Source organism: uncultured Devosia sp. (assembly GCF_964244875.1).
Classification (GTDB): Bacteria; Pseudomonadota; Alphaproteobacteria; order Rhizobiales; family Devosiaceae; genus Devosia.
This window is the reverse complement of the sequence record NZ_CAXTKA010000007.1, coordinates 52,896-68,930: the sequence shown is the minus strand read 5'-3', so window position 1 is coordinate 68,930 and position 16,035 is coordinate 52,896. Positions and strand designations below refer to the sequence as shown.

General features: G+C 64.0%; 16 protein-coding genes. 9 read left to right on the top strand and 7 right to left on the bottom strand.

The window, feature by feature from the left end; all coding sequences use genetic code 11:
• Positions 1-11: 11 nt before the first annotated feature.
• Genes ACFE8X_RS10050 through ACFE8X_RS10025 form a run of 6 tightly spaced genes read right to left on the bottom strand, consistent with a single transcriptional unit; the run spans position 12 to position 7,835 of the window.
• Entirely contained in the window at positions 12-695 is a 684-nt protein-coding gene (locus tag ACFE8X_RS10050; RefSeq protein ID WP_375451330.1) for a response regulator, read from the bottom strand.
• The gene (locus ACFE8X_RS10045) at positions 692-3,331 is read right to left on the bottom strand and encodes an ATP-binding protein (RefSeq protein ID WP_375451329.1); all 2,640 of its coding nucleotides are present in this window, start codon (positions 3,329-3,331) and stop codon (positions 692-694) included. Before ACFE8X_RS10045 ends, ACFE8X_RS10050 begins: the two co-directional genes overlap by 4 nt.
• A 43-nt stretch (positions 3,332-3,374) precedes the next feature.
• A complete protein-coding gene (kdpC, locus tag ACFE8X_RS10040) occupies positions 3,375-3,938 on the bottom strand; it encodes a potassium-transporting ATPase subunit KdpC (RefSeq protein ID WP_375451328.1) in 564 nt (187 codons plus the stop codon).
• A gap of 9 nt (positions 3,939-3,947) precedes the next feature.
• Positions 3,948-6,008, bottom strand: coding sequence for a potassium-transporting ATPase subunit KdpB (kdpB, locus tag ACFE8X_RS10035; RefSeq protein ID WP_375451327.1), 2,061 nt, complete (start codon positions 6,006-6,008; stop codon positions 3,948-3,950).
• Between the two features lie 13 nt (positions 6,009-6,021).
• Positions 6,022-7,731 (bottom strand): potassium-transporting ATPase subunit KdpA, encoded by a 1,710-nt coding sequence (kdpA, locus tag ACFE8X_RS10030; protein ID WP_375451326.1) that lies wholly within the window; start codon positions 7,729-7,731, stop codon positions 6,022-6,024.
• A gap of 17 nt (positions 7,732-7,748) precedes the next feature.
• Positions 7,749-7,835, bottom strand: coding sequence for a potassium-transporting ATPase subunit F (locus tag ACFE8X_RS10025; RefSeq protein ID WP_375451444.1), 87 nt, complete (start codon positions 7,833-7,835; stop codon positions 7,749-7,751).
• 352 nt (positions 7,836-8,187) lie between these two features.
• Here ACFE8X_RS10025 and ACFE8X_RS10020 point away from each other — a divergent pair, with 352 nt between their 5' ends.
• The gene (locus ACFE8X_RS10020; protein ID WP_375451325.1) at positions 8,188-9,336 is read left to right on the top strand and encodes an alpha-D-ribose 1-methylphosphonate 5-triphosphate diphosphatase; all 1,149 of its coding nucleotides are present in this window, start codon (positions 8,188-8,190) and stop codon (positions 9,334-9,336) included.
• Positions 9,333-9,902: a phosphonate metabolism protein/1,5-bisphosphokinase (PRPP-forming) PhnN gene (phnN, locus tag ACFE8X_RS10015; protein WP_375451324.1), complete on the top strand. Its 570-nt coding sequence runs from the start codon at positions 9,333-9,335 to the stop codon at positions 9,900-9,902. Before ACFE8X_RS10020 ends, phnN begins: the two co-directional genes overlap by 4 nt.
• Positions 9,903-9,910: 8 nt before the next feature.
• On the opposite strand, the gene phnF is transcribed toward phnN, so the two are convergent.
• Positions 9,911-10,648 (bottom strand): phosphonate metabolism transcriptional regulator PhnF, encoded by a 738-nt coding sequence (gene phnF / locus ACFE8X_RS10010; protein WP_375451323.1) that lies wholly within the window; start codon positions 10,646-10,648, stop codon positions 9,911-9,913.
• A 79-nt stretch (positions 10,649-10,727) separates the two neighbouring features.
• On the opposite strand from phnF, the gene phnG reads away from it, so the two are divergent.
• From phnG to ACFE8X_RS09975, 7 genes are all read left to right on the top strand, one after another.
• Entirely contained in the window at positions 10,728-11,183 is a 456-nt protein-coding gene (gene phnG, locus ACFE8X_RS10005; protein ID WP_375451322.1) for a phosphonate C-P lyase system protein PhnG, read from the top strand.
• On the top strand, positions 11,183-11,779 hold the full coding sequence (gene phnH / locus ACFE8X_RS10000) for a phosphonate C-P lyase system protein PhnH (protein ID WP_375451321.1): 597 nt from the start codon (positions 11,183-11,185) through the stop codon (positions 11,777-11,779). Before phnG ends, phnH begins: the two co-directional genes overlap by 1 nt.
• Positions 11,780-12,880: a carbon-phosphorus lyase complex subunit PhnI gene (locus ACFE8X_RS09995; RefSeq protein ID WP_375451320.1), complete on the top strand. Its 1,101-nt coding sequence runs from the start codon at positions 11,780-11,782 to the stop codon at positions 12,878-12,880.
• Positions 12,877-13,758, top strand: a complete 882-nt coding sequence (locus ACFE8X_RS09990) for an alpha-D-ribose 1-methylphosphonate 5-phosphate C-P-lyase PhnJ (protein WP_375451319.1) — start codon at positions 12,877-12,879, stop codon at positions 13,756-13,758. Before ACFE8X_RS09995 ends, ACFE8X_RS09990 begins: the two co-directional genes overlap by 4 nt.
• Positions 13,755-14,531 (top strand): phosphonate C-P lyase system protein PhnK, encoded by a 777-nt coding sequence (gene phnK / locus ACFE8X_RS09985; RefSeq protein ID WP_375451318.1) that lies wholly within the window; start codon positions 13,755-13,757, stop codon positions 14,529-14,531. Before ACFE8X_RS09990 ends, phnK begins: the two co-directional genes overlap by 4 nt.
• A 163-nt stretch (positions 14,532-14,694) precedes the next feature.
• Positions 14,695-15,399, top strand: a complete 705-nt coding sequence (gene phnL / locus ACFE8X_RS09980) for a phosphonate C-P lyase system protein PhnL (RefSeq protein WP_375451443.1) — start codon at positions 14,695-14,697, stop codon at positions 15,397-15,399.
• Positions 15,396-16,010, top strand: a complete 615-nt coding sequence (locus ACFE8X_RS09975) for an acetyltransferase (RefSeq protein ID WP_375451317.1) — start codon at positions 15,396-15,398, stop codon at positions 16,008-16,010. The genes phnL and ACFE8X_RS09975 overlap by 4 nt, the downstream gene beginning before the upstream one ends.
• Positions 16,011-16,035: the final 25 nt, after the last annotated feature.

Here is a 16,035-nt window from a genome sequence, read left to right as displayed (position 1 = left end):
GGCTGGTGGGCCTATTTTTCGGCCAGCCGATAGCCGACGCCAGGCTCGTTCAGGATAAAGCGGGGCGCGCCTTGGGCGGGCTCGATCTTTTCACGCAACTGGCCGATCAGGACGCGCAGATATTGCACATCCTCGACATGAGCGGCGCCCCAGACCTGCGCAAGAATCTGGCGGTGCGTCATGACGCGGCCGGGATTGGCGGCAAGCAGGGTCAATAAATCATACTCCTTTGGCGTCAGGTGAATATGAATCTCGCCCTTGGTCACTGCATGGCGGCTGGTGTCGATCCGCAGGTCGGCGATGGTGATGATCGGATCGGCCGGACTGTCGGCACGATGGCGCAAGGCGGTCCGGATGCGGGCCAGCAGTTCCCCGATGCCAAAGGGTTTTTCGACATAATCGTTGGCGCCAAGGTCGAGCGCATCGATCTTTTCGCTTTCGCGGTCACGCGCGGACAGCACGATGATGGGCACCTGCGACCAGGCGCGGACGTCGGCAATCACGGCCTTGCCGTCGCTGTCCGGCAGGCCCAGATCGAGCACCACGACATCGGGCGCGCGGGTGGCGATCAGGCGCTTGGCCTCGGCGGCGGTGCCCGCTTCGATCACCTCGTAATCGACGGCGATTAGGGCGGGGCGCAGGAAGCGCTGGATTTGTGGCTCGTCATCGACGACGAGAATGCGCGGCTTGGTCACGAATTGGCTCCGGCCAGGGGCAGGCGGATAGTGAAGCGTGTACCACGTTTTTTGATGGCCGGGCTTTCGGCTTTGATGGTGCCGCCCATGGCCTCGATAAAGCCCCGGGCAATCGACAGGCCGAGCCCCGTGCCGGCGGCCCGGCCGTCGCCCTTGGCGCGGCGATAGAATTTGCCGAAGATGGCTTCGAGTTCGTCGGCGGGAATTCCCTTGCCCTGGTCGGTCACGCTGATGCCGGCAAAGCCATCCGCAATGCGGGCGAAGATGGCGACGGGCGCATCCTTGCCCGCATATTTGCGGGCGTTATCTAGCAGATTGAACAGCACCTGTTCCAGCATAGCCGCATCGCCCAGAGCCGGCGCGAGATGTTCGGAAAGGCTGACTTCGACCGCCAGGTCGGGGTGGACGGATTTGGCCCGTGCCACGGCGGCAGCTATGGTGCCCGCCAGATCGATCGGGGCGCGGCGCAACTGGATCATGCCCGATTCGATGCGGGTCATATCGAACAGGTTGGTGACGAAACGGTTGAGGCGGCCGGTTTCCTCTTCGATGGAGGCCAGCAGGTCTTCGCGGCTGGCGACCGGCATGCGCTCGCCGAGTTGGCGCAGCGTCGTGACTGCGCCGGTGATGGAGGCCAGCGGCGTGCGCAAATCGTGTGACAGCGACGACAGCAGGGCCGACTGCAGCTTTTCGCCCTCTTTGGCGACGGCTGCATTGGCGTTTTCACGCACGAGGCGTGCCCGATCGATGGCGATGGCGGCCTGCTCGAGGATGGCAGCGACCTGGCGGTCTTCGTCGGGTGTCAGGGCGCCGCGCTTGTCGTCAAGCGCAATGCCGAGCACGCCGACCATCCGCTGGGCCGAGCGAATGGGCCAGAACAGGAATGGAATTTGCGGCAGCGTGCCGGTGGTGAAGCCGGCATTTTCCTTTTTCTCATAAGCCCAGCGGGCCGCGATCATGGCGGTTTCATTGAGCTCGATATCGGGCGGCCAGGCGACCTGGGGTACCAGTTCGCCGGTTTCGTCGGGCGCCAGCAGCACGATGGCTTGCCCCAGCACGCCATTGAGATGGGCAGCGGTGGCCGTCAGTACGCTTTCCAGCCCATAGGCGGCCGAGAGGCGGCGGGAGAAGTCGTAGAGGCCCTCGGTGCCGCGCGCATACTGGCGGGCGCGCTGCATCTGTTCGCGCAGGCGTGCCGCCAGCGTCCCGGTAACGCCGGCAACGGCGATGAAGATCAGCAGCGCCAGGATTTCGTTGGGGCGGGCGACCGTAAGGGTAAAGAGCGGGTCGATGAAAAAGAAATTGTAGGCCAGAAACGACAGGCCAGCGGCGAGCATGGCGGCGAACAGGCCATTGAACGCACCGGAAATGATGACGGCGAGCAAAAACAGAATGGACAGGTTCTGCAAGGCGACAATCTGGGACAAGCCCTTGCCGAACAAGGTCACCGCAGCTACCGAAATCGTCGGGATGACCAGGGTCTGTATCCATTCGGGCAGGCTGCGGACGCGCCAAAACCGCCTGCGACGGGCTTTGGTGGCTTCGCCAGGCACCAGATAGATGCCGATGTCACCGGCGGCGCGCATCAACGCGTCGGGCAGCGAGCGGGAAAACAGACGTTCGCGCAGGCTCGCCCTGGGGCGGCCGATGACGATCTGGGTGACGTGTTCGCGGCGAGCGAGACGGATGATTTCGGCGACATAATCATCGGCGGTAAGGCGGCGAATTTCAGCGCCCAGGCGTTCGGCCAGCGCCAGTGTCGCTTCCAGGCGCGATGCGCCTTCGGCACTTGGCGCGCTGTTGATGCGGCCCAGGGACACCACCATCCAGCGGGCATTGAGGCCCGTGGCGAGGCGAGATGCGGTGCGCACCACGCTTTGGGAGAGCTGGTCGGGGCCGACGCAAACCAGCAGGCGTTCGGCGGTCGCCCAGGGTCCTTCCACGGCCTGTTGGCGCAGGATATCGACCATCTGGTCATCGACGCGGTCGGCGGCGCGGCGCAGCGCCAATTCGCGCAGGGCGGTCAGATTGGATGGCTTGAAGAAGCCGTCGGCAGCGCGCTTGGCATTGGCGGGCAGATAAACCTTGCCTTCATGCAGGCGGGCGATCAACTCGGCGGGGGGCAGATCGACGACGACGACTTCGTCGGCCTGTTGCAGCACGCTATCGGGCACGGTTTCGCGCACCGGCACACCGGTGATCTGGGTCACCAGGTCGGCCAGGCTTTCCAGGTGCTGCACGTTGAGCGCGGTCCACACATCGATGCCGGCACCCACCAGTTCGGCGATGTCCTGATAGCGCTTGGGGTGGCGGGAGTCGGCGTCATTGGTATGGGCCAGTTCATCGACGATGATGATGGCCGGCTTGCGCGCGAGGGCCGCGTCGAGGTCGAACTCGCCATAGGCATTGAGGCGCGGCGACTTGCGGCGCGGCAGGATGTCGAGCCCGTCCAGCAACTGGCTCGTTTCGGCTCGGTCATGGGTTTCCACCAGGCCGATGACGATATCGGTGCCTTCCGCCCGCAGGCGCCTGGCACGCGCCAGCATGGCATAGGTCTTGCCGACGCCGGGCGCCGCACCGAGAAAAATCGTGAGCTTGCCGCGACCTTCGCCGGCGGCAAGCTCAAGCAGAGCCATGGGATCGGGCCTGGTCGTAGCGGCGGTCCTGGCCATTGTGGTCCTAGTTGGTGGCGCTCGCGTCCAGGGCCAGGTTGAGGGCGAGGACGTTGACGCGGGGTTCCCCGAATATACCCAGAATCGGCAGGTCGGTACCAGCCGCAACCAGAGCCGTCACCGCGGCCGGATCGAGCCCGCGTGCGGTGGCGACCCGGGCAACCTGAAGCGCGGCATAGGCGGGGGAGATGTCGGGGTCGAGCCCCGAACCCGAGGTGGTAACGGCGTCGGCGGGAACCAGCGTGGTTTGACCCAAAGCGGTGACCGAGCCGGCGATCCGCTCCAGCATTGCCGCCGATGTGGCGCCATAATTGGAGCCGCTGGAGGCGCCGGCATTGTAAGGGTCGGGACCCGTTGCCGAAGGCCGCGGCCAGAAATATTGCGAGCTGGCGAAGTTTTGCCCGATGAGGGACGAGCCGATGATGACGCCTTCCCTTTCGATCGGGCTGCCCTTGGCGGCCTGGGGAAAGACCGCACCGGCAACGCCGGTGATGGCCAAAGGATAGATCAGGCCAGTCAGGATGGTGAAGATGAGCATCATGACAATGGCGGGACGAAGCTGGCTGAGCATTTTGCGCTCCTAGATGATGTTGATGCTGGTGATCAAAAGATCGATCAGCTTGATGCCGATAAAGGGCGCGACAAGACCACCCAGGCCGTAAACCAGCAGATTGCGCGACAGCAGGGCCGCAGCACCGACCGGGCGGTATTTGACGCCGCGCAGGGCCAGAGGGATCAATGCGATGATGATCAGGGCATTGAAGATCACCGCCGAAAGAATGGCCGATTGCGGGCTTTCCAGCGCCATGACGTTGAGAGCGCCGAGCTGTGGATAGGTCACCAAAAACAAGGCCGGGATGATGGCGAAGTACTTGGCCACGTCGTTGGCGATGGAGAAGGTGGTCAGCGAGCCGCGCGTCATCAGGATCTGCTTGCCGATCTCGACGATCTCGATCAGCTTGGTGGGGCTGGAGTCCAGGTCCACCATGTTGCCGGCCTCGCGGGCGGCCTGGGTACCCGATTGCATGGCGACGCCGACATCGGCCTGGGCCAGGGCGGGCGCGTCATTGGTGCCGTCGCCGCACATGGCGATGAGCCGGCCGCCGACCTGTTCCTTGCGGATATAATCGAGCTTCTGCTCTGGGGTGGCTTCGGCGATGAAATCGTCGACGCCGGCTTCCGAGGCGATGGCGGCAGCGGTAATCGGATTGTCGCCGGTCACCATAACGGTCTTGATGCCCATGGCGCGCAAGGCCGCAAAACGCTCCTTGATCCCGGGCTTGACCACGTCCTTGAGGTGGACGACGCCGAGCAGGCGACCGCTATCGGCAACGCCCAGGGGCGTGCCGCCCGAGCGGGCGACTTTTTCCACGGCGGCAAGAAACTCTGCAGGCGCGCGATCGCGGGTGAGGCCGGCAAATTTCAGCACCGAGTCGATGGCGCCCTTGCGGATCTGGCGGCCTTCGATGTCGATGCCGGAAATCCGGGTCTGGGCGGTGAACGGGATCGTCGTGGTGCCGTTGCCGGCCAGCTCGGGCTCGGCAAGGCCGAAATCGGCTTTGGCGAGGGCGACGATGGAGCGCCCTTCGGCGGTTTCGTCGGCCAGGCTGGCGAGCAGCACGGCTTCCGCCAAGGCCTTTTCGGCGACACCGGCCACCGGCAGGAACTCGGTGGCCATGCGGTTGCCATAGGTAATGGTGCCGGTCTTGTCGAGCAGCAGGGTGTCGACGTCGCCGGCGGCTTCAACCGAGCGGCCCGAGGTGGCGATGACGTTGAAGCGGATCAGCCGGTCCATGCCGGCAATGCCGATGGCCGAGAGCAGCCCGCCGATAGTGGTGGGGATCAGTGTCACAAGGAGCGCGGCAAGCACGACCACGGACAGGTCAGTGCCCGAATAGGCGGCGAGACCATAAAGCGTCACCACGGCAATGAGGAACACCAGCGTCAGGCCCGACAGCAGGATCGACAGCGCGATCTCGTTGGGGGTCTTCTGGCGCTTGGCGCCTTCGATCAGCGCGATCATGCGGTCAACGAAGGTTTCGCCCGGCTTGGTGGTGATGCGAATCCGCAGCCAATCGGAGATGACCTGGGTGCCACCGGTGACGGCAGAACGGTCGCCGCCGCTTTCGCGGATCACCGGAGCGCTTTCCCCGGTGATAGCGCTTTCATTGACCGAGGCCACGCCGTCGATGATTTCGCCGTCGCCGGGGATCAGGTCGTTGGTCTCGACATAAACGACGTCGCCGATGCGCAGGGAACTGGCAGGAATGAGCTCGAAATCGGTCCGGCTGCGGTCGTCGGGCGTCTTGAGCCGCTTGGCGAACAGGTCCGACTTGGAGCGCTTGAGGCTTTCGGCCTGCGCCTTGCCGCGCCCTTCGGCCACGGCTTCGGCAAAGGTCGCGAACAGCACGGTGAACCAGAGCCAGATGGCGATCTGGCCCGAGAACAGGGGCGTGCCGGTGCGCGACACGAGTTCCTGCACCCAAAGCAGGGTGACGAGAACCGCCACGACTTCGGTGACGAAAATCACCGGATTGCGCAGCAACTGGCGCGGGTCGAGCTTGATGAAGGCGTCACGGAACGCCGGCAGGAGGATGGCCGGGTCGAACAGCGAGGTAGCGGCGGCTGTCTTGGTTGACATGATTGATCTCGATTCAGAAGGTCTGGCCGGCGAGCATGACGAAGTGCTCGACGATGGGCCCGAGGGCCAAAGCGGGGAAGAACTGCAGCCCGCCCAGAATGATGATGACGCCGATCAGCAGCCCCACGAACAGTGGCTTGTCGGTCGGGAAGGTGCCGGGGGAGGCCGGGACCTTGGTCTTGGCGGCCAGCGAGCCGGCGATGGCCAGCACCGGCACGATATAGGCGAAGCGGCCGAGTGCCATGGCAATGCCCAAAGTGGTATTGTACCAGGGAGTATTGGCCGAAAGCCCGCCAAAGGCGGAGCCGTTATTGCCGGCCGCCGAGGTATAGGCGTAAAGAATTTCGCTCAATCCGTGCGGCCCGCCGGTCAGGATGGAGGATACGCCGAACGGCAGCACCACCGAAACGGCGGTAAAGCCGAGGATGACCAGCGGCAGGATCAGCACGGCCAGCATGGCGAACTTGATCTCGCGCGCCTCCACCTTCTTGCCCAGCAGTTCGGGCGTGCGCCCGACCATCAGCCCCGCCACGAAGACGGCAAGGATGGCAAAGACCAGGATGCCGTAGAGCCCCGAGCCGACGCCGCCCGGCAGCACTTCGCCCAGCTGAATGAGGAACATCGGGACCAGACCGCCCAGCGGGGTGAGCGAGCCGTGCATGGCATTGACGCCGCCATCGGACAGGCCGGTGGTGACGGCAGAATACAGCGCGCTCATGGCCTGGCCGAAACGGACTTCCTTGCCTTCCATATTGCCCAGAGACGGATCGACGCCCAGCGCGGTGATCATGGGATTGCCGAAGGTTTCGGCCCAATAGATGGCGCCCACGCCGACAACCAGCAATATGACGGTGACGGAAATCAGGGCCCAGCCCTGGCGGCGATTGCCCACCATCTGGCCGAAGGCATAAACCAGCGCCATCGACACCGAGAGCATCGAGATAATGTTAAGGTAGTTCGAAAAGGCGTTGGGATTTTCGAAAGGATGAGCGGCGTTGACGTTGAGGAAGCCGCCGCCATTGGTGCCAAGCTGCTTGATGGCTTCCTGGCTGGCGATGGGGCCGAGCGCGATGGTCTGCTGGGCGCCTTCGAGGGTGGTGGCGGTCATGGAGCCATCAAGGGTCTGGGGCAGGCCCATGGCGACAAAGACCAGTGCCACGACGATGGCGAGCGGCAGCAACACATAAAGGGTGGCGCGGGTCAGATCGACCCAGAAATTGCCCAACTCCTTGATGCCCGAACCGATAAAGGCGCGAGTCAGCGCCATGGCAATGGCGATGCCGGTGGCGGCCGAAACGAAGTTGTGCACCGTCAGGCCGAGCATCTGGCTGAAATGGCTCATGGTGGTCTCGCCACCATAGGACTGCCAGTTGGTATTGGTCACAAAGCTCATGGCAGTGTTGAACGCCAGATCGGGCGCCACGGCCGGAAAGCCCTGCGGATTGAATGGCAGCACGTTTTGCAGCCGCAGGATCGCATAGAGCAGCGCAAAGCCGGCCAGCGAAAACAGCAACACGCCGATGGCATAGGCCAGCCAGCCCTGGCCACGCTTTGGATCGACCCCGGAAACGGCATAAAACCCGCTTTCGAGCGGGCCAAGGACGGGAGAAAGGAATGTGCGCTCGCCAGAAAAGACCTTGGCCATGTAGAGGCCGAGGGGCTTTGCCGCGAGCAGGGTCACGATCAGGACAAGCCCGATCTGCACCCAGCCTGGGAAGGACATGAGAAAACTCCGGTGGGTCAGAACCGCTCGGGAACGAGCAGGGTCACGAGCAGATAGGCAGCCAAGGCGAGCGCCACGACGAAGGCAATGATGGGGATGATCATGGTGGTCACAGCCGCGTCAGGGCGCGGGCATAGAGCGCGAGCCCCAAAAACAGGGCCGCTCCCAGGACGAGAAAGACGATATCGAGCATTATTGCCTCCATTGGCTGGACGCGAAAAATAGTGCAGCGGCCCGTCAAATCTCGATATGAATTATCCCTGCGCAGCATAAGGATTGCATAAGAATGCGATGCGAAGAGCCCCTGATGCTACGTCTTGCCGGAATGGGGCGTTCGTCGCTGAACTGTCATCAAAATCGGATAGCGCGGCGGGATCGAACCGGACCTCCTGCGCCCTTGTGAGCTTGTTCGAAGCTGGTCCTTATTTCCAATTCAAACTCTAGATTGCTTGAGCCATGAACCCTACTCCCGCCTTCGATATGGTGCTGAGCAATGCCCGGATCGTTCTGGCCGACGAGGTCGTGCTAGGATCGGTGGTGCTGCGCGATGGCCGCATTGTCGAGATCGGCGGACCCTCCGAAATCGGGGAAAACCTCGACGGCGACTATCTGATACCGGGACTGGTCGAGCTGCATACCGATCATCTGGAAAACCATTATGCGCCGCGCCCGCGGGTGCGCTGGAACGCCCTGGCTGCCGTGCAGGCCCATGACGCGCAAATTGCCGCGTCGGGCATTACCACGGTGTTCGATGCTCTTCGGGTGGGCACCGACGAGCAGGCGGATATGGGCGGCGCCGAGATGACGGTGCTGGCCGATGCGATTGCCGCGTCCAAGGCTGCCAACCGGCTGCGGGCCGATCATTTCATTCACCTGCGCTGCGAAGTGTCGGCGCCCGATTGCCAGACCAGTTTCGAGCAATTGCAGCATCACCCACTGGTTCGGCTTGCCTCCTTGATGGATCACGCGCCCAATCAGCGGCAATTTGCCAGCTTCGAGGCCTACAAGGCCTATTACCAGGGCAAGCTCAAGATGAGCGATGCGGCACTGGCGGAGTTTTCGGCCCGCCGTATCGGCGATTCCGAAACCTATGCGGGCCCGCATCGCAAGGCGATCTCCCAGTTTTGCCGGGACAATGGCATTGTGCTGGCCAGCCACGACGACGCCACCATCGGCCATGTCGATGAGGCGATCGCCCAGGGCATCGATGTCGCCGAGTTTCCCACCACGATCGAAGCCGCCCGGGCCTCGCACGACGCCGGCCTCGCCGTGCTGATGGGCGCCCCCAATGTGGTGCGCGGCGCTTCCCATTCGGGCAATGTTTCGGCGCGCGACTTGGCCCAGGCGGGGATCCTCGACATCCTGTCGTCGGACTATATCCCGTTCAGCCTGATCCAGGCGGCGTTCGCGCTCGGCGATTCGGTAGAAGCGATCACGCTGCCGCATGCCGTGCGACTGGTGACCAGTCATCCTGCGGCGGCGGGGGGTCTGATGGATCGCGGCCAGATTGCCATCGGCAAGCGCGCCGACCTCGTGCGCGTCCGCCTCGATGACGATATTCCGATCGTGCGCACGGTGTGGCGCGAGGGGCAGCGGGTCATATGAGCGGAGTGTTCGTCGCCATTGTCGGCCCCAGCGGTGCGGGCAAGGACAGTTTGATCGGCTTTGCGCGCGAGCGGTTGAGCGATCGGCCCGAATTTGTCTTCGTGCGCCGCGTGGTGACGCGGCCCGTCGATCGTGCCAGCGAAGATCACGATAGCCTGGGCGTACTCGAATTTGCGTCGGTCGAACAGGCGGGCGGCTTTGCCCTGGCCTGGGATGCCCATGGCTTGCGCTATGGGCTGCCGGCCGCGATCGATGCCGATATCCAAGCGGGGCAAGTGGTCATCGCCAATGTGTCGCGCCAGGTGATTGCCCAGATCGAGGCCCGCTATGCGCGCACCATCGTGGTCGCGCTCTCGGCGCATCCTGATATCATCGCCCAGCGCCTCGCCAATCGCGGCCGCGAAACGGCCGGCGCGATCCGCCAGCGCCTCGATCGGAGCGTTGCGAGCCCACTTGCCCATGCCATAGACATCGACAATTCCGGCGCGCTCGTTTTGGCCGGGGAGCGCCTGGTCGACATCTTGCTCGAAGCCGCCCAGCGCCAGGTCTGGCCGGCGCGGGCCTGAGCGGTTCTTTAAACCACCAGTTCCAGCAAATCGGCTGGAAACCGGCTGAGGCCGTAAAGGATCGGGCGTCCGGCAGGATCGACGTCGACAGCTTCGGAGACGAGCAGGATCGCGCCGGGGGCGAGCTTGAGCAGAGCGGTTTCCTCGGCGTCGGCGTGCCGGGCTGAAATCCTTGTGGAAGCGCGGGTGTAATCGGCGATACCAAACTGGGCGAACACGGCGGTGGTCGAGGCCGTGACGGCAAATCGTTCGGCGAAATCGGGGAAATCGCGGTAGCCGATCCAGGTGGTGGCCCGCGACACTGGCCGCCCGTCGGCCGATGAAACCGTATCGAGCCGGGTCACCTTGGCCCCCGGAACGATCGCTAGCGCCGCCGCGACTGCCGCTGTCGCGTTTTCCAGGCGTGAGCCCAGAACTTGCCGCCGCAGGGCTCCGGCCTGCCCAGCCAAACCTTCGGAAAACCGCGTGCGCTTGCCGATCCGATAGCTCAATCGTTTGGCCTGATCGACGAAGCTGCCGCGACCCTGTTCGGTGCGCACCACGCCCTCGGCAGCCAGGGCCTGCAGCGCGCGCCGCACCGTGTGGCGATTGGCGGCGAAGCGCTGGGCCAATAGCGTCTCCGCCGGCAACCGATCACCCTGCGCCAGCTTGCCGCCAACGATATCGAGCCGGATGGCATCGGCGATGCGCCGCCAGATCGCGACGCCGCTCAGGTGAGAATCCGATGGAACAGGTCTTTTTGTCATTGCAAATTCACACGAGACGCCTAAGACGAAAAACACGATATGAGTTGTCTATTTTATTAGACAAGCAAGGGCAAGGGCAATGAGCGCGCAAACCGCAGCAGACATCGAACCCCGACGGCTGGCGCTCAACGCGTTGGCGGCCGCCGATGGCGAAGCGCTGGCTTCGGCCTGGGCGGCCTGGAGCGACAAGCCGGCGTTCAAGGGCGTGCGTGGTCCCGAAACCGGGCTGGTCATGGTGCGGGGACGGGCAGGTGGCGGCGGTGCGCCGTTCAATCTGGGCGAGGCCACCGTCAGCCGGGCGACGGTCAGGCTGGACACCGGCGAGATCGGCCACGGCTACTGCCTGGGGCGAGACCTGGACAAGGCGCGCCTGATCGCGGTGTTCGATGCCTTGTTCCAGCGCGAGCCGGCGGCGATCGAAGCCCGGGTCCTAGCGCCTTTGCGGGCCAGCGCGACGACCGCCGACAACAAGCGCCGGCAAGAGACCGCAGCTACCAAAGTCAATTTCTTCACCATGGTTCGGGGCGACAATTAATGGACAGCCAGGTTCTCGACGGCGGTTTCACCCATCCGGTGATGCAGTCGCAAACGGCCTTCCGCGCCGTCATGGATGCGCTCGCCAATCCCGGCACGATCCAGGCGCTTGGCTTGGGCCTTCTGCCCCCAAAGCCGCTGTCGCCGGAATTGGCTGCCGTGGCGCTGACGCTGTGCGATCATGACACGCCGCTCTGGCTCGACCCGAGCTTCGCCAATGACGATGTGCTGGCCTGGCTGCGCTTCCACACCGGCGCGCCGGTCACCTCGGCGCGAGCCGAAGCGAAGTTCGCGTTTACCCGAGAGCCGGCCATGGTGCTGGCTGATTTCGACCAGGGCAGCGATGCCTATCCAGACCGCTCCACCACGATCGTCCTCGCCTTGCCGACACTGGGCGGCGGTTCGGCGCTGCATCTGGCAGGCCCCGGTATCGATGGCTCCAGCGCGATTGCGCCCCAGGGCCTGCCCGCCGATTTTCTTGCACAGTGGGCGCAAAACGGCGCGCAGTTCCCGCGCGGCGTCGACCTGCTGCTGGTTGCCGATGGCGCGTTGATCGGCTTGCCGCGAACCACGTGCATTTCACCCAAGGAGGCATGAATGTACGTTGCCGTCAAAGGCGGGGAAGCCGCCATCGCCAATGCCCATGCCCTGTTGGCCGACCGGCGCCGCGGTGACCGCTCGGTGCCCGCGCTCGGTATTGAGCAGATCATTCAGCAGCTCGGCCTGGCGGTCGATCGCTGCATGGCCGAAGGATCGCTCTATGATCGTGCGCTGGCGGCGCTGGCCATCATCCAGTCGCGCGGCGATCTGATCGAAGCGATCTTTCTGGTTCGCGCCTATCGCACCACGCTGCCGCGCTTCGGCTATTCGCGGCCGATCGACACGGCCGACATGCTGATCGAGCGCCGCGTCTCGGCGACGTTCAAGGACCTGCCCGGCGGCCAACTGCTCGGTCCCACCTTCGACTATACCCACCGCCTGCTCGATCCGGCGATCGCCGAGGGAAACGAGGTTGCGACGCCGCTCACCGCCGAAGCCGATCCCGCTCGCGCGCCCCGCGTTACCGACATGCTGGGCCATCAGGGCCTGATGGAGCCCGATCTGGGCTTCAACCCGGTCGAGCAGGACGAGATCGGCGACCTGACCCGCGAGCCGTTGCAATATCCGCTCGATCGCGACCTGCGCCTCCAGGCCCTGGCGCGTGGCGATGAGGGGTTCCTCTTGGCGCTGGGCTATTCCACCCAGCGCGGCTACGCGAAGTCGCATCCCTTCGTCGGCGAAATCCGCATCGGCGAGGTCGAGGTCGAGCTCGATATTCCCGAGCTCGGCTTTCCCGTCAGCCTCGGTCGCGTCCGCGTCACCGAATGCCAGATGGTCAATCAGTTCAAGGGCTCGGCCAAGGTCGCCCCGCAGTTTACGCGCGGCTATGGCTTGGTGTTCGGCCAATCCGAGCGCAAGGCAATGTCGATGTCGCTCTGCGATCGGGCCCTGCGCGCCCGCGAACTCGGCGAGGACATCACCGCCCCCGCGCAGGATGAGGAGTTCGTTATTTCGCACCTGGACAATGTGCAGTCCACCGGCTTCGTCGAACACCTGAAATTGCCGCACTACGTCGACTTCCAGGCCGAACTCGACATGCTGCGCACCATGCACGCCAAATTCGAGGCCGAGGACGCCAACAAGGAAGCCGCCGAATGAGCGCCACCCCCGTCTACAACTTCGCCTATCTGGACGAGCAGACCAAGCGGATGATCCGCCGCGCCATCCTCAAGGCCATCGCCATTCCCGGTTATCAGGTGCCTTTTGCCAGCCGCGAAATGCCGATGCCTTATGGCTGGGGCACCGGCGGTGTGCAGGTGACGGCGGCGATCGTCGGTCCCGACGACGTGCTCAAGGTGATCGACCAGGGCGCCGACGACACCACCAATGCCGTCTCGATCCGAGCCTTCTTCGCCAAGGTTGCCAACGTCAAGACGACGACCCATACCGCCGACGCCACCATCATCCAGACGCGGCACCGCATTCCCGAAAAGGCCCTCTCAGCCGGCCAGACGCTGGTCTATCAGGTGCCGATACCGGAACCGTTGCGCATGCTCGAGCCGCGCGAAACCGAGACCCGCACCATGCACGCGCTTAAGGAATATGGCCTGATGCACGTCAAGCTTTATGAGGACATTGCCACCCACGGCCGCATCGCTACCACCTATGGCTATCCGGTGATGGTGGAGGACCGCTATGTCATGAGCCCGTCGCCGACGCCCAAATTCGACAATCCCAAGATGCACATGTCCGCCGCGCTGCAACTGTTTGGTGCCGGGCGCGAAATGCGCATCTATGCCGTGCCCCCCTTCACCAAGGTGGTCAGCTTGGATTTCGAAGATCATCCCTTCGAAATCCAGCACTTTTCCGAGCCCTGCGCCCTCTGCGCCGCGACCGGCGTCTATCTCGACGAGGTCATCCTGGATGACCATGGCGGGCATATGTTCGTGTGTTCGGACACCGACAATTGCGAGGACCGCCGTGCAGCGGGGCACCGCGGAGCCCTGAGCGGGGAAGAATTGAGGGCTGCAGAATGATCGAAGAACCCCTCCTCAAGGTCCACAACCTTTCCAAATACTACGGCGCCCGTCTTGGCTGTGCCGATGTCAGCTTTGAGCTTTATCCCGGCGAAGTCCTCGCCGTGGTCGGCGAAAGCGGCTCCGGCAAAACCACCCTGCTCAACTGTCTTTCGACCAATCTGCCGCCCACGTCCGGGCGCGCCGAATATCGCATGCGCGACGACGTGTGGCGCAATCTTTATGATCTGAGCGAGGCCGAACGGCGCTTCCTGATGCGCACCGATTGGGGTTTCGTGCACCAGAACCCGGCCGACGGCCTGCGCATGACCGTTTCGGCCGGTGCCAATGTCGGCGAGCGCCTGATGGCCATCGGCGATCGCCACTACGGCAATATCCGCGCCACGGCCGTCGATTGGCTCGGCCGTGTCGAGATCGCCGAAGATCGCGTTGACGATCAGCCACGCGCCTTTTCCGGCGGCATGCGCCAGCGCCTGCAGATCGCGCGCAATCTGGTGACCGCGCCACGCCTGGTGTTCATGGATGAGCCCACCGGCGGCCTCGACGTCTCGGTGCAGGCGCGCCTGCTCGATCTCCTGCGCGGCCTGGTCGGCGAACTCGGACTTGCCGCCATCATCGTTACCCACGATCTGGCGGTCGCGCGCCTGCTGTCGCACCGCATGATGGTGATGAAAGACGGCCAGGTCATCGAATCCGGTCTGACCGATCGTGTGCTGGATGATCCGCGCCAGCCCTATACGCAGTTGCTCGTGTCTTCGATTTTGCAGGTGTGACGATTGCAAACTCCCCCTCATCCGGCGCTGCGCGCCACCTTCTCCCACGAGGGGAGAAGGGTACTCCAGTGCTGTCCCAACCACAGAGCCCCCCCTCTCCCCTCGTGGGAGAGGGTGCCCGAAGGGCGGGTGAGGGGGCCTTCTTCTTTTGCGAAAGTGCATAATCATGATCCCCCTTCGCGTTCAATCCCTCGCCAAGACCTTCACCATGCACCTGCGTGATGGGGTCATCCTCCCCGTGGTCGACAACGTCAACTTCGAGGTCGCCGCCGGCGAATGCGTCGTCCTCGGCGGTCCGTCCGGCGCCGGCAAGAGCTCCATTCTCAAGATGGTCTATGGCAATTACGGTGTCGATGCCGGCCATATCTGGCTGACCCATGACGGCGATGAAGTCGATCTCGCCACCGCCGATCCGCGTCTTGTCCTGACCCTGCGCCGTGACACCATCGCTTATGTGTCGCAATTCCTGCGCACCGTGCCCCGGGTCTCGGCGCTCGACGTGGTGGCGGAGCCATTGGTCATCCGTGGTGCCGACAAGGCGGAAGCCCATGACCGGGCCAGGATGCTATTGGCGCAGCTCAACCTGCCGGAGCGGCTCTGGTCGTTGCCGCCGGCGACGTTCTCGGGCGGGGAGCAGCAGCGTGTCAACATCGCGCGCGGCTTCATCACCGACCATAAGGTGCTTTTGCTCGACGAACCCACCGCGTCGCTCGATGCGACCAATCGCGCGGTGGTGGTTGCCATGATCGCCCGGAAAAAGGCCGAGGGCACGGCGCTGCTCGGCATTTTCCACGATGAGGATGTGCGCTCCCAAGTCGCCGATCGCGTCGTCGATGTCACCACCTTTGCCCCCAGGATCGCTGCATGACCAAGCTTGGCACCGAACCCCATATCCATCCGACCGCCAAGGTCGCGCATTCAACGCTTGGCCGCTATACCGAGGTGGGTGCCGGCTGCAGCGTGTCGCATTCGAGCCTGGGCGACTATTCCTACTGCGTCGGCAACACGCAGATCGCCTATGCCCAGATCGGCAAGTTCGCCAATATTGCCGCCCATGTGCGCATCTATGCCAGCATGCATCCGATGGAGCGGGCCTCGCTGCACCATTTCACCTATCGCTCGGCCTGGTACTTCGAGGGCGAAGCGGATGATCAATCGTTCTTTGATTGGCGCGCCGGGCAGGGCATCAATATCGGCCACGATACCTGGATCGGCCATGGCGCCGTGATCATGCCGGGCATCAGCGTCGGCAACGGCGCCATCATCGGCTCCAACGCCGTGGTCACCAAGGATGTTGCCGCCTTCGCCATCGCCGTCGGCGTGCCTGCGCGCACCATCAAGCAGCGGTTCCCGGACACGATTGCCGCGCGCCTCGATGCTCTGGCGTGGTGGGATTGGGAGCATGAACGCCTGCGCGCGGGGCTGCGGGATTTCCGCACGCTTTCGACCGAGGAGTTTCTGGACAAAAACGAAAGCTAAGCCTGCCCACAAACGATAAACCCGC